Source organism: Mesorhizobium sp. B2-8-9, assembly GCF_006439475.1.
Classification (GTDB): Bacteria; Pseudomonadota; Alphaproteobacteria; order Rhizobiales; family Rhizobiaceae; genus Mesorhizobium.
Genome location: NZ_VFTQ01000029.1, coordinates 47,061 through 60,348 on the forward strand (window position 1 = coordinate 47,061; position 13,288 = coordinate 60,348).

A 13,288-nucleotide genomic window follows, 5' to 3' on the forward strand; every position below is an offset into this window, starting at 1 on the left:
GCCGAGGGATGGCGGTTCGGCGCATTGTAACCAACATCGCCACACAGGATATCGTCGCGGCGAAGCGCTTCTACCATGACGTGCTCGGCCTCGATCTGCTCATGGATATGGGTTGGATCGCCACCTACGGGTCCGAGGAACGGATGCAGGTGCAGGTGAGCTTCATGGCGCAAGGCGGATCCGGCACGCCGGTGCCGGACCTGTCGATCGAGGTCGACGATGTGGACGCGGCGCTCGACGCAATGAAGGCCGCCGGCTTCGCCGTCGAATACGGCCCGGCCGACGAGCCCTGGGGCGTGCGGCGCTTCTATGTGCGCGATCCGTTCCGGCGGCTGGTGAATATTCTGTCGCATCGGTAGCTGGGGTTCCTCGCCCCACGAAGTGGGGAGAGGTGGCTCGGCGAAGCTGAGACGGAGAGGGGAGCGCCCTACGAAGGCCCCCTCTCCGTCCGCTTCGCGGACACCTCTCCCCCGCCTCTGGCGGGGGCGAGGAAACCAAGCTTCGAGACATCCCCTTGCGCCGCAATCACTTGGCGTTTAGCAAGGCCGCGGTTTCACCAGATACTATTGGGACGGTTCTCCATGGCTTCGAAAAATCTCTTCCTGCTCGCCGGCGACGGCATCGGCCCCGAGGCCATGGCCGAGGTGAAGAAGCTGATCAAGGCCATGAACGACAGGCTGGGCAGCGGCTTTGCCACCGATGAGGGCCTGGTCGGCGGCTGCGCCTACGATGCGCATGGCGCGGCGATCTCCGACGCCGACATGGCCAAGGCGATGGCGGCGGACGCCGTGCTGTTCGGCGCCGTCGGCGGGCCGAAATGGGATGCCGTGCCTTACGAGGTGCGCCCCGAGGCAGGGCTCTTGCGCCTGCGCAAGGATATGGAGCTGTTCGCCAATCTCAGGCCCGCGATCTGCTACCCGGCGCTGGCCGCTTCCTCCTCGCTCAAGCAGGAGGTGGTCGAGGGCCTCGACATATTGATCGTGCGCGAGCTCACCGGCGGCGTCTATTTCGGCGAGCCGAAGCAGATCATCGATCTCGGCAATGGCCAGAAGCGCGGCATCGATACCCAGGTCTACGATACGTTCGAGATCGAGCGCATCTCCGGCGTTGCCTTCGAGTTGGCGCGCACACGCAAGAACCACGTCACCTCGATGGAAAAGCGCAACGTCATGAAGTCGGGCGTCTTGTGGAACGAGGTAGTCTCGCAGACCCACAAGGCGCGCTATTCCGACGTCAAGCTCGACCATATGCTGGCCGATGCCGGCGGCATGCAGCTGGTGCGCTGGCCGAAGCAGTTCGACGTCATCGTCACCGACAATCTGTTCGGCGACATGCTCTCCGACATCGCCGCCATGCTTACCGGTTCGATCGGCATGCTGCCTTCGGCCTCGCTCGGCGCGCCGGATGCCAAGACCAAGAAGCGCAAGGCGCTCTACGAGCCGGTGCACGGCTCGGCGCCCGACATCGCCGGCAAAGGCATCGCCAACCCGATCGCGATGATCGCGTCCTTCGCCATGTGCCTGCGCTATTCCTTCGGCATGGTGGCCGAGGCCGACAGACTGGAAGCGGCCATCGCCGCCGTGCTCGACGACGGCCTGCGCACCAAGGACATTCTTTCCCCGGGCATGAAGGAAGTCGGCACCACCGAGATGGGCGACGCCATCATCGCCAAGTTCCTGGGATGATCGTATGACCGTCGACATTCGCTGGGCGAGGGTCGACATTGCGCGTCCCACGCGTTCGTCATTCTATGGCGGAGCAAGGAGCGAAGCGACGCAGCGCAGACCATAGAATCCATTCCGTGACCTATGAGCGTTGCAGAACGGCTCCCTGTTCTGCGTCGTCCCTATTCTTGGCGCGAGGTCACGGAATAGATCCTCGGGTCTACGCGTCCGCTTCGCTCCGCTCCGCCCGTGGATGACCGAAGTTCGGATGCTTCGGCCAATCTCGGAGGTTGCGATTTGCCGCTGAAAAGAACGCCGGCGCTCGCCGCGGGCCTGCCTTCCGTCGCGATCCTACGCTGGCCGCTTCTTCTGCTTCTTGCGCTTTGCCGGCTGGTCGGGTTTCGGCCCCTCGAACTTTGGCTTGTCGAACTTCGCCTTTGCCGGCTTCTTCGCCCAGGATTTTGACCCCGGCGCCGCGGCAGGCTGACGCTCGCCTAGCGCCCGCTTCTCGAATCCGGGCGCGCCCTGGTCGAAAGACCGCTTGCCGCGATGCGGCTTTTTCTCCGGCCTCTGTGGCTGGTAGCCGGCGCGCGACAGGTCCGGCGTGCCGTCGATCCGCCTGACCGCGATACTGCCTTGCAGCTTGCGGTCGGGGCCGATCGCGGCGACGAACCGGTCGGCCCAGTCTGCGGCGATCTGCACGAAGGTTTCCTCCGGCTGCATCTTGATGGCGCCGATCTCGCGCTTGGACATGCCGGCGGTGCGGCACAGCATCGGGATCAGCCAGCGCGGCTCGGCATTCTGCCGGCGGCCGACCGAGAGCGAGAACCAGACGCTGTCGCCGAAATCGTCGCGGCGGCCCGATGTTTCTTCCCCGCGGCCCGATGTTTCTTCGCGGCGCGCGAACTTCTCCTTCGAGGGCGCGAAGGGCGCGACATCGATCAGGTCCTCAGGCGCCGAGCGGCTTGCACGGCAAAGCCGCACGAAGGCGGCGGCCACCAGCTCGGCGCCGTGCCGTTCGAGAAGCGCTGTGGCGAAGTCGCGCTCTTCCTCCTTCACCGGCTCGCCGAAGGAAGGATCGGCCAGGATGCGCTCGTCGTCGCGCCGCAGCACCTCGTCGGCTGAGGGAGGGCTCGCCCAGGCCGCGGTCAGGCCGGCATTGGCGAGCAGCCGCTCGGTGCGCCGGCGCGCATTGCCCGGCACGATCAGTGCGCTGACTCCCTTGCGCCCGGCGCGGCCGGTGCGGCCGCTGCGATGCAGCAGCGTCTCCGGGTTGCTCGGCAGGTCGGCGTGGATGACGAGATCGAGATTAGGCAGATCGATGCCGCGCGCGGCGACGTCCGTCGCGATGCAGACCTTCGCGCGGCCGTCGCGCATTGCCTGCAGGGCGTGGCTGCGCTCGTTCTGGCTGAGCTCGCCGGAGAGCGCCACCACCGCAAAATTGCGGTTGTTGAAACGCGCTGTGAGATGGTTGACGGCGGCGCGGGTATTGCAGAACACCATCGCGTTGCCCGCCTCGTAATAGCGCAGCACGTTGATGATGGCGTTCTCGCGATCGGCGGGCGCGACCGAAAGCGCCCGGTACTCGATATCGAGATGCTGCTTTTCCCCGCCGCCGGCCGAGATGCGCACGGCGTCGCGCTGGTAACTCTTCGCCAGCGTGGCGATGGAGCGCGGCACGGTGGCGGAAAACATCAGCGTGCGGCGCCCGGCGGGTGCTGCGTCGAGGATGAATTCCAGGTCCTCGCGAAAACCGAGATCGAGCATCTCGTCGGCCTCGTCCAGCACCACCGCCTTCAGCGCCGACATGTCGAGCGCGCCGCGCGTGATGTGGTCGCGCAGCCGGCCCGGCGTGCCGACGACAATATGGGCGCCACGCTCCAGCGCGCGCCGCTCGGTGCGCATGTCCATGCCGCCGACGCAGGAGGCGATATGCGCGCCGGTCAGCTCGTAAAGCCATTCCAGCTCGCGCCGCACCTGCAGCGCCAGCTCGCGCGTCGGCGCCACGACCAGGCCGAGCGGCGCGCCGGCGTCGCCGAAGCGCTCGGCGCCACTGAGCAGGGTCGGCGCCACGGCAAGACCGAAGGCGACGGTCTTGCCGGAGCCGGTCTGCGCCGACACCAGCGCGTCGGCCTCGCCGAGCTCAGGCCCAAGCACCGCCTTCTGCACCGGCGTCAGCGCGACATAGCCGCGTTTTTCCAGCGCTTGCGCCAGCGCAGGAACAATCGTTTCGAAACTGGACATTTTCTTCTTTCGGAATTCGGGGTTCTGCGCTCGTCATGGAGCACAAGGCCGGCACTGCGCCAGCCAAACGAAATTTGAGCCGTTCGTACTTCCTGCAGCCGCCATTGTACAGAGCAGGCGGCACCGCCTTTCCCTTCTCCCCTTGTGGGAGAAGGTGGCCGCGAAGCGGCCGGATGAAGGGTGTTCCAGGGAAAGCCAACGCCTCACTCTGCTGGAACAACCCTCATCCGTCTCGGCGCTGCGCGCCGATCCACCTTCTCCCACAAGGGGAGAAGGAGAGGCGCTACGCCAATTGACTCTTTTGCCAAACTGCGTAAAAGCCCGCGTCGAACGGGATGGTTTCCGATGCGCGGCCTTTCGATGGCTCTTCTTGCATTCGACTCCCCCAGCCACAATGTAACGCATTGGGCTGGGCGCTTAGACGCGTCCGTCCGTTCCAGCAAAACTACGGCCAAAACCACCACCAAAACGGTGTGATTCCCTTGGCCTAACCACCCTCTCCCGGGTACGGCCCGGGGGGCGAAACCCGCATGAGGCCGGCGGGTTTTCTCCAACAACCAAGCGGAGAGGGACAGGAGATACCAGATGAGTTTCAAGGTTGCGGTAGTCGGCGCCACGGGCAATGTGGGCCGCGAAATGCTCAACATTCTGGACGAGCGCGGCTTCCCGGTGAGCGAGGTGGTGGCGCTGGCGTCGCGGCGCAGTCAGGGCACCGAAGTGTCCTTTGGCGACCGCACGCTGAAGGTCAAGGCGCTCGATCAGTATGATTTTTCCGACACCGACATCTGCGTGATGTCGGCCGGCGGCAATGTGTCGAAGGAATGGTCGCCGAAGATCGGCAAGCAGGGCTGCGTCGTCATCGATAATTCGTCCGCCTTCCGCTACGATCAGGACGTGCCGCTGATCGTGCCGGAAGTGAACCCGGACGCGATCTCGCTGTTCACGCGCAAGAACATCATCGCAAATCCGAATTGCTCGACGGCGCAGCTGGTCGTGGCGCTGAAGCCGCTGCATGACGTCGCCACCATCAAGCGCGTCGTCGTCGCCACCTACCAGTCGGTGTCGGGCGCCGGCAAGGAGGGCATGGACGAGCTGTTCACGCAGACCCGCGCGGTGTTCGTCGCCGACCAGGTCGACGTCAAGAAGTTCACCAAGCGCATCGCCTTCAACGTCATCCCGCATATCGACGTCTTCCTCGACGACGGCTTCACCAAGGAAGAGTGGAAGATGGTGGCCGAGACCAAGAAGATGCTCGACCCCAAGATCAAGCTGACGGCGACCTGCGTGCGCGTGCCGGTGTTCATCGGTCATTCGGAAGCGGTCAACATCGAGTTCGAGAAGCCGATCACGGCGGATGAGGCGCGCGAGATCCTGCGCGAGGCGCCCGGATGCCAGGTGCTCGACAAGCGCGAGAACGGCGGCTACATCACGCCGCTGGAATCGGCCGGCGAGGACGCCACCTTCGTCTCGCGCATCCGCGAGGATTCGACCGTCGACAACGGCCTGTCGATGTGGGTGGTCTCCGACAACCTGCGCAAGGGCGCGGCGCTTAACGCCGTGCAGATCGCCGAACTCCTGGTCGAGCGCGGCCTGATCCAGCCGAAGAAGAAGGCGGCCTGACGGCAGTTTGTTTTCGCTCACGGGCCGCACCGCCGCTGCCGCGGCTGGCCCTGCGCGGGCGCGCCGGACGACCGGCGGCCCGCAGTCGCAGGCTCGGCCTTCGGCCGTGGCGGTTCTTCCTTCTCCCCTTGTGGGAGAAGGTGTCGCCGAAGGCGACGGATGAGGGGTGTTCCAGGGAACGCTGACGTCTCACTCCGCTGGAACACCCCTCATCCGTCTCGGCGCTGTCGCGCCGATCCACCTTCTCCCACAGGGGGAGAAGGGAACGCTCGCACTTTTCGGGTCAGCTGAGCTCATGATCGGTCCGGCTTCCAATATCCTCCTGCGTCCGGCCATCGCTTCCGACGCGGCCGCCATCGCCAAGCTGATGCGCGCGTCGGTCAATGCCTTCGACTGGATGCCGGTGTTGCACACGCCGGAGGAGGACCTGTTCTTCATCCGCGATATCCTGCTGCCCGAGCAGCAAGTGACGGTCGCCGAGGCCGCCGAATGCATCGTCGGCTTCATCGCCGCCCAGGGCGAATGGGTCGAGCAGCTCTATCTCGATCCGGCCTGGACTGGACAAGGCATCGGCAGCCGGCTGCTTGCTCAAGCCACCGCCGGCATACCTGTGGTCAAGCTTCATTGCTTCCAGGCCAATACCGGCGCGCGCCGCTTCTACGAACGCCACGGTTTTCGCGCCGAGGCCCTCGGCGACGGCTCGGCCAATGAGGAAGGCTTGCCGGATATTCTTTATGTCCTCAGGCGCTGAGCTCAGGCCCATTTTCGGCCGCCAGGCCGCGCAATATCGCCAACGCTTCCTCCGCCCGCTCCGCCGGCACGAACAGATGGTCGTGATAAAAGGCCGAGACCGGATTGACCCCCATGCCGGCCGCCGCCAACCGCGTCGTGATGGCGGCGAGGAAGCCGACGGCTTCCAGCGAGGAGTGGATGTCGAGCGTGATCATCCGGCTGCGGAACGTGCCGGCAAGGCCGGATGCCTTGGCTTCGTCTTCGGTCACGATCAAGGTCAGGCCTTCGCGCTCGCGGAATTGCAGGACGGGGTCGAGTCCTGCCGGGACCGACGTGTCCGGCGTCAGCGTCGTGAAGACATAGACGTCGGCGAGCAGTTGCGGCGTCATCGAAGCCAACAGCCTGCCCAGGTCGGTCTCGCCGGTCATCTTGCCTCCTCCGTTCCATGCACTGAACCACGCTTTTGAAAAAAGCGCACCTGACCCGTAGGATCGCCGCACGTTTCTCCGTCCTTGGTTCGAAGCTGGCAGAAAGCCAGCCCTTGAATCAACAGGAGGGAACATCCGTGAGCATTTCCGAAACCGCGCCTGTCTCGAACGGCGCCTTGTGGACCGGGCGCGTGCTTAGCGCCGCCGTCGTCCTGTTCATGACTTTCGACGGCGTCATCAAGCTGCCGCCGCTGGATGTTGTCACCCGGACGATGACCGAACTCGGCTGGCCGGCCGACGCCAATGTCGCGCGCCTGATCGGGGTTATCGGGCTGATCTCGACCGCGCTCTACGCCATTCCGCGCACATCGGTGCTCGGCGCCATCCTGCTCACCGCCTATATGGGCGGCGCGATTTCGACCCATGTGCGGATCGGCAACCCGCTGTTCTCGCACAGCTTGTTTGGCGTCTATCTCGGCATCATCCTGTGGGGCGGGCTCCACCTGCGCGACCAAAGGGTGCGCGCGCTGATCCCGTTCTCGCGATAGAGGAGCAAAAGAAATGTTTGCCACCATCCTCATCATCCTGGTCGTCATCGTCGCCGCGGTGCTGACCTATGCCGCGACCCGGCCGAACGATTTCGTCGTCACGCGTTCGGCCAGCATCAAGGCGCCGGCCGAGACGATCTTCCCGCTGATCAACGATTTCCGGCGCTGGCCCGAATGGTCGCCCTTCGAAAAACTCGACCCCGGCATGAAGCGCACGCTGTCGGGCGCCGAAAGCGGCAAAGGCGCGGCCTATGCCTGGGAAGGCAACTCCAAGGCCGGCAAGGGCCGCATGGAGATCACGAATTCGGTGCCGTCATCGCTGGTGTCGCTCAAGCTCGACTTCGAAAAGCCGTTCAGGGCCAACAACAGTGTCGACTTCACGCTTTCGCCGTCCGGCGAGGGCACGACCGTCACCTGGGCGATGCGCGGGGCAAGGCCCTTCATCGCCAAGCTGATGGGCCTGTTCATGAATTTCGACACGCTCATCGGCAAGGATTTCGAGGCCGGGCTCGGCAATCTGAAGCGCCTCGCGGAGAGCTGAAAAGCACGAAATTTCAATGAGTTGGTGTTCAGTACTGTAAATCCGGCCGGCGCCTAGCCGGCCAATCTTCATCATTGCCGGGATCAATTTAGCTGTTTGTGAGTTTAGGGCATGGCGGCGAGGACGGCGCTTGAGAGAGGAACAGCAATGAAGAAAGCAATTACCATCCTGGTGCTGACGGTGGCCCTTGGCGCCTGCTCGCAAACGGAAAAGGGTGCTGCGATCGGTGGCCTGGGCGGTGCGGCGGTCGGTGCCGCAGTGGCGGGCGACCCTGTGCAGGGCGCGGTCGTGGGCGGCGCGGTCGGCGCAGTGGCCGGCGCGCTGATCGGCCATGCCAGCGAAGCCGGCCAGTGCCGCTATCGCGACCGTTACGGGCGTGTCTATGTGGCGCGCTGCCCGTCCGGCTATTGAGATATCGGACCGAAATCGAACAAAGAAAAACGGCGGGCCGATACCCGCCGTTTTCATAAGCGACGAAGAACCGTGATTACTCGGCGCTGGCCGCCTCAGCCTCGGCCGGTGCGGCGCTCGCCGCGGCAGCCGCCGCAGCGGCGTCTTCCTGGGCCTTCTTCAGCAAGGCAGCGCGTTCCTGCGCCTTCTTGCCGGGCAGAGCCTTGTTCGGGTTCGAGCGGGCCTCGCGCTTGGCAATACCGGCCTCGTCGAGGAAGCGCAGCACGCGGTCGGTCGGCTGGGCGCCATGCGACAGCCAGTGCTTGACGCGGTCGGCGTCGACCTTGACGCGCTCGCCGTCCTTCGGCAGCAGCGGGTTCCACGAGCCGAGCGACTCGATGAAACGGCCGTCGCGCGGCGAACGGGCGTCGGCGACGACGACGTGGTAGTAAGGACGCTTCTTCGAGCCCGCACGGGCCAGTCTGATCTTCAGTGCCATTTCTTTGTCTCCTAAAAGCTCTGATTTCGTTGATGAGTTTTCGGCTGGGTTCAGCCGGTTTTCGTCACGCCGTTGGCAGCGGCGATCTGTTCGTGGTGCCGGATCACTTCGCGAACGACGAAGTTGAGGAATTTCTCCGCGAAATCCGGGTCGAGATGCGCATCCTTCGCCAGCTGGCGAAGGCGGGCGATCTGCTGCTGCTCGCGCGCGGGGTCGGCGGGCGGCAGGCCATGCTCGGCCTTCAGAACGCCGACCGCCTTGGTGCAGCGGAAGCGTTCGGCCAGCATATGGATTAGGGCGGCGTCGATGTTGTCGATCGAAGCGCGGTAGCCGGCCAGGATGGCGCGTGCATCGGCCATGTCTTTCTCCTCGTTCATCGCCCCTTCACTTCTTCTTGCCCAAACCGGGCAGCCCGCCGCCACCCAGGCCCGGCAGACCCGGAAGCTTCATGCCGCCGGGCAGGCCCGGCAGTCCGCCGCCACCGGGAAGCCCGCCCGGCAGGCCCTTGCCGAGGCCGGCGGCCTGCGCCTGCTTCTGCAGGGCCTCGAGCTGCTTGGGATCCATCTTAGACAGGTCGGGCATGCCGCCGCCGGGCATCATGCCGCCCAGGCCCATTTTCGAGGCGAGGCCGCCCATCATGCCGCGCATGAGGCCGCCGCCTTTGCCCTTGCCGCCCATCGCCTTCATCATGTCGGCCATGCCGCGATGCATCTTCAAGAGCTTGTTGATCTCGGCCGCGTCGGTGCCGGAGCCGGCGGCGATGCGCTTCTTGCGCGAGTGCTTGAGGATATCGGGATTGGCGCGCTCGGCCTTGGTCATCGAGGAGATGATGGCGAGCTGGCGGCCAAACATCTTGTCGTCGAGGCCGGCGGCGGCCAGCTGGTCCTTCATCTTGCCGATGCCGGGCATCATGCCCATGATGCCGCCCATGCCGCCCATCTTCGACATCTGCTGAAGCTGCTGGGCAAGGTCGTTCAGGTCGAACTTGCCCGACTGCATCTTTTTCGCCATCGCCGCCGCCTGCTCGGCGTCGATGGTTTCGGCGGCCTTCTCGACGAGCGAGACGATGTCGCCCATGCCGAGGATGCGGTCGGCGATGCGCTTGGGGTGGAATTCCTCCAGCCCGTCCATCTTTTCGCCGGTGCCGATGAGCTTGATCGGCTTGCCGGTGACGGCGCGCATCGACAGCGCCGCGCCGCCGCGGCCGTCGCCGTCCATGCGGGTCAGCACCAGGCCGGTGATGCCGACTCGTTCGTCGAAGCTTTTCGCCAGATTGACGGCGTCCTGGCCGGTGAGCGAGTCGGCGACCAGCAGGATCTCGTGCGGGCTCGACACCTTCTTGATGTCGGCCATCTCGACCATCAGCGGCTCGTCGATATGGGTGCGGCCGGCGGTGTCGAGGATGACGACATCATGGCCGCCGAGCCGGGCGGCCTGCACAGCGCGCTTGGCGATATCGACCGGGCTCTGGCCGGCGATGATCGGCAGCGTCGCGACCTTGGTCTGCTCGCCGAGTTGGCGCAGCTGCTCCTGCGCGGCGGGCCGCCGCGTGTCGAGCGAGGCCATCAGGACCTTCTTGTTCTGCCGCTCGGTCAGCCGCTTGGCGATCTTGGCCGAGGTCGTCGTCTTACCGGAACCCTGCAGGCCGACCATCATGACGACCACGGGCGCCGGCGCGTTGAGGTCGACGGCTACGCCCTCGGCGCCGAGCATCTCGACCAGCTCGTCATGGACGATCTTGACGACCATCTGTCCGGGCTTGATCGACTTCAGCACCGCGGCGCCGACCGCCTTCTCGCGCACCTTGTCGGTGAAGGAGCGAACCACTTCCAGCGCGACGTCGGCCTCGAGCAGCGCACGGCGCACCTCGCGCAAAGCCGCCGAGACATCCGCCTCGGAGAGCGCGCCGCGGCCGGTCAGGCCGTTCAGGATGGAGCCAAGACGCTCCTGGAGGGATTCAAACATCTGCGGTCCTTGATCTCGGTGGGGTTCGACCGAGAGGTAGTGCGTTCGCGCCGGGTCGCCAAGCAAAAGCGCAAAGCCAAAAAGCACCCGGGGGCGCATCGCGCTGCCGGGTGTTGGCCTCCAGGATCTCTTTACAGCACCCGCCTCAAAGAGGCTTCGGCGTCCTAGTCGGCTTTCGCGAAAGAAAACTCGTCGCGGAATTCAGCGGCTCTAGACAGGAAATCGGCCGCGGAGTCAAGGCTAATGCATGTCGCGCTAAAGTGCGCAGCGGTTTTGCGGCAACGACATGTGCAAGAAACTATGCAGGAATCTGGGCCCAAACGCCGCGATTGACGGCAGCTTAGCCCAAGCTTTGCCGGGTCGCCCCGACTCGCAGCGGCGAGCGCCGGTGCAAAAGCAGCAGCATCGTCAGAAGCGTGCTGACGACGCCGATCGCGGCGATGAGAACGGCGTCCAGATTGGTCCAGCCGGGGCCTTCGAGAGGCTTGGCATTGAGCAGCGCGAAGGAATTGTAGGCCTCCTGGTGCGAGATCAGCAGGAAGCCGGTCAGGTTGTTGCCGAGATGGGCGCCGAAGCCGGCGCCGAGATTGCCGGTGACATAGACCAGGAGTGTGAGCAGCAGGGCGAATGTGCCGATCGAGATGAAGACACTGGCATTGATGGCCAGCGTCGAGGCCGTATTCCAGTGCAGCGACGTGAACAGCAGGCCCGGCAGCACCGCCCAGACCAGAGGACTCCTGAAGCGACGAGCGAGGGCGCGCAGCAGATAGCCGCGAAACAGCATTTCCTCCGACGAGGTCTGCAGGAAGGCGAGCAGCGCGATCGGCGCCAGGAAAAGCAGCCAGGACGACAGGGTGATCGGTCCGCGCGCGATCTCCGGCTGCAGCCAATAGAGCAGCACCTCGGAGAACAGCGAGGTGATCAGCACCGCGACCAGGCCCTTGAAAAAATCGCCGCCAGCGATGCGGCGGGTGACGCCAAAGAGAGCCGACAGCGGCTCGCCATGCACCAAACGCATCGCCACCCACAGGCCGATCCAGATGCCGGCAAAGGAGCTCAGCGCGCTCAGAATGCCGATGGGCGATGCCAGGAAATCCTGCATGTACTGCCCGGTCGAAGGTCCGGGAAGGCGCCAGACGATGTAGACATAGGTGCCGGCAAACAGCACGACGGCCGTCGCCGCCATCCAGAAGGCAATGACGATTGCCGTGCCGAAGAACAGCCGCAGCAAATTGGTCTTTTCGTTCGGCGAGCGGCGATAGCGCTCGAAGGCGGCATTTTCGATCGTCACGCGGCTCCCCTTTTGGCTGTATTGTGTAGGAGGTCGGTGGTTACCGCGCGATTACCTTGCTTTGAGTCGGGACTGACTGGATCGCGTTGAGGGCACGAACATCGAATTCGTACCACGGAACACTAACGCGCGATCACGACGGTAGGAGATTAGCTGGAACGCCCATCTCGTCGTCATCCACGGGCGGAGCAAGGAGCGAAGCGACGCGGCGCAGACCCGAGGATCCATTCCGTTACTTCCGAGCGTTGCCACAGTGCAGAATTCTGCCCCGCTGCGCTCTTCGGCCGGGGTCACGGAATGGATCCTCGGGTCTACGCGTCCGCTTCGCTTCCGCTCCGCCCGTGGATGACGAAGTTCGGACGCTTCGGCCAATCCCAAACGTGTGCATTGAACGCAGGCAAGCCGGCTGAGCCGTCAGCACGGAAAAGAAACGGCCGCCATCGCCGGCGGCCGCTCGACTGACGACGATCAAGCCCGATCAGCGCATCACATAGACGATGCGCCGCGTGCCGGGGTCGACCAGCGCCGGCTGGTTGTTCACATAGACATAGCGATACCGGTAATCGGGAATCTCGCGCAGCTCGACCGTGTCGGGCAGCGTGGCTCCGGTCACCACCTCGCCCTCGAGATAGACCGGATCGACCCGGTGTGTGGTGACATAGGTGCCGACCTCGGCCGGCGGTCTGCCGATCGACTCGATGGCGTCGTCGCCGGGAACGATAGCGCCGGTGTAGCTGTCCGTGGTGTAGATGTTATCGGTCGGCGGCGACACGACGGCGATTTCGGCATTGGCCGGCCGGCGTGTCAGCACGACGCGGCTGCCGCCGAAGTCGCCCGTCACATAGTCGGAATAGACCCAGCCATTGCCGCCCGCTTCGGCGATCGTGCACCATTTGCTGTTCGCGATGCAGCCGGTGAGCGTTGCCGACTGGCCGGCGGCCAGCACGCCAATCACGGGATATTGCGGACCGGGGCCGGCGCGCACATTGAGATCGGCCACCGCCGAGACGGCAGTGTCGGCCAAGGCCGCGCCCGACATGGCGAACAGCGCGCCGGCAAGCGCCGGAAACAGTACGCGTTTCATGGTTTCACTCCGTTTTTCCACTGTCCCTTGCGGTCGGAAACGAAACCAAGGCTTATGCGTTCCGGCTAAAGCGCCTTTCGGCCGCTCACGAATTGTTCCATGATTTCTCGGGTTTCCGGTCAAAAGGGCGTGAACTCTTTAGCCGCGGCACGTCCCGCCGGACCGGCGCCAACGATGGCGACATCAACGTCTTTCATGAGGCAGGCCCGCCACACCTGATGGCCGATCGCAGGCTATTGCCCTTCTTTCGCCAGTGTCGGGTGTCACGTCCCCCCGCGAGGA

The 13,288-nt window shown here is 64.8% G+C and carries 14 protein-coding genes; 7 read left to right on the forward strand and 7 right to left on the reverse strand.

Annotated features, from left to right (window positions below; genetic code table 11):
* Positions 1 to 8 precede the first annotated feature (8 nt).
* A complete protein-coding gene (locus tag FJ423_RS26780; protein WP_140845965.1) occupies positions 9 to 359 on the forward strand; it encodes a VOC family protein in 351 nt (116 codons plus the stop codon).
* Positions 360 to 581: 222 nt separating this feature from the next.
* A complete protein-coding gene (gene leuB, locus FJ423_RS26785) occupies positions 582 to 1,685 on the forward strand; it encodes a 3-isopropylmalate dehydrogenase (protein WP_140845966.1) in 1,104 nt (367 codons plus the stop codon).
* Positions 1,686 to 2,015: 330 nt separating this feature from the next.
* Here the strand turns inward: leuB and FJ423_RS26790 are convergent, their stop codons facing one another.
* Positions 2,016 to 3,908, reverse strand: coding sequence for a DEAD/DEAH box helicase (locus tag FJ423_RS26790; RefSeq protein WP_140845967.1), 1,893 nt, complete (start codon positions 3,906 to 3,908; stop codon positions 2,016 to 2,018).
* Between the two features lie 585 nt (positions 3,909 to 4,493).
* Here FJ423_RS26790 and FJ423_RS26795 point away from each other — a divergent pair.
* Positions 4,494 to 5,528, forward strand: coding sequence for an aspartate-semialdehyde dehydrogenase (locus FJ423_RS26795; protein ID WP_140845968.1), 1,035 nt, complete (start codon positions 4,494 to 4,496; stop codon positions 5,526 to 5,528).
* A 295-nt stretch (positions 5,529 to 5,823) separates the two neighbouring features.
* Positions 5,824 to 6,279, forward strand: coding sequence for a GNAT family N-acetyltransferase (locus FJ423_RS26800; RefSeq protein WP_140845969.1), 456 nt, complete (start codon positions 5,824 to 5,826; stop codon positions 6,277 to 6,279).
* On the opposite strand, the gene FJ423_RS26805 is transcribed toward FJ423_RS26800, so the two are convergent.
* Positions 6,269 to 6,688 (reverse strand): ACT domain-containing protein, encoded by a 420-nt coding sequence (locus FJ423_RS26805; RefSeq protein ID WP_140845970.1) that lies wholly within the window; start codon positions 6,686 to 6,688, stop codon positions 6,269 to 6,271. The two genes, FJ423_RS26800 and FJ423_RS26805, sit on opposite strands and share 11 nt — an antisense overlap.
* A 137-nt stretch (positions 6,689 to 6,825) precedes the next feature.
* Here FJ423_RS26805 and FJ423_RS26810 point away from each other — a divergent pair, with 137 nt between their 5' ends.
* The 3 genes from FJ423_RS26810 (at position 6,826) to FJ423_RS26820 (ending at position 8,188) form a co-directional block, all read left to right on the forward strand.
* On the forward strand, positions 6,826 to 7,236 hold the full coding sequence (locus FJ423_RS26810; RefSeq protein WP_140845971.1) for a DoxX family protein: 411 nt from the start codon (positions 6,826 to 6,828) through the stop codon (positions 7,234 to 7,236).
* A 13-nt stretch (positions 7,237 to 7,249) separates the two neighbouring features.
* A complete protein-coding gene (locus FJ423_RS26815) occupies positions 7,250 to 7,777 on the forward strand; it encodes an SRPBCC family protein (RefSeq protein WP_140845972.1) in 528 nt (175 codons plus the stop codon).
* 147 nt (positions 7,778 to 7,924) lie between these two features.
* The gene (locus FJ423_RS26820; protein WP_095770014.1) at positions 7,925 to 8,188 is read left to right on the forward strand and encodes a YMGG-like glycine zipper-containing protein; all 264 of its coding nucleotides are present in this window, start codon (positions 7,925 to 7,927) and stop codon (positions 8,186 to 8,188) included.
* 76 nt (positions 8,189 to 8,264) lie between these two features.
* On the opposite strand, the gene rpsP is transcribed toward FJ423_RS26820, so the two are convergent.
* From rpsP to FJ423_RS26845, 5 genes are all read right to left on the reverse strand, one after another.
* Positions 8,265 to 8,666, reverse strand: a complete 402-nt coding sequence (gene rpsP / locus FJ423_RS26825; RefSeq protein WP_140845973.1) for a 30S ribosomal protein S16 — start codon at positions 8,664 to 8,666, stop codon at positions 8,265 to 8,267.
* A 50-nt stretch (positions 8,667 to 8,716) separates the two neighbouring features.
* Positions 8,717 to 9,043 carry a chorismate mutase gene (locus FJ423_RS26830; RefSeq protein WP_095770012.1) on the reverse strand — a complete coding sequence of 109 codons (327 nt, stop codon included), beginning with the start codon at positions 9,041 to 9,043 and terminating at the stop codon, positions 8,717 to 8,719.
* A gap of 7 nt (positions 9,044 to 9,050) precedes the next feature.
* Positions 9,051 to 10,631, reverse strand: coding sequence for a signal recognition particle protein (ffh, locus tag FJ423_RS26835; protein WP_140845974.1), 1,581 nt, complete (start codon positions 10,629 to 10,631; stop codon positions 9,051 to 9,053).
* A 340-nt stretch (positions 10,632 to 10,971) separates the two neighbouring features.
* Positions 10,972 to 11,922 (reverse strand): type II CAAX endopeptidase family protein, encoded by a 951-nt coding sequence (locus FJ423_RS26840; protein ID WP_140845975.1) that lies wholly within the window; start codon positions 11,920 to 11,922, stop codon positions 10,972 to 10,974.
* A gap of 478 nt (positions 11,923 to 12,400) precedes the next feature.
* Positions 12,401 to 13,006 carry a DUF1236 domain-containing protein gene (locus tag FJ423_RS26845; protein ID WP_140845976.1) on the reverse strand — a complete coding sequence of 202 codons (606 nt, stop codon included), beginning with the start codon at positions 13,004 to 13,006 and terminating at the stop codon, positions 12,401 to 12,403.
* Positions 13,007 to 13,288: the final 282 nt, after the last annotated feature.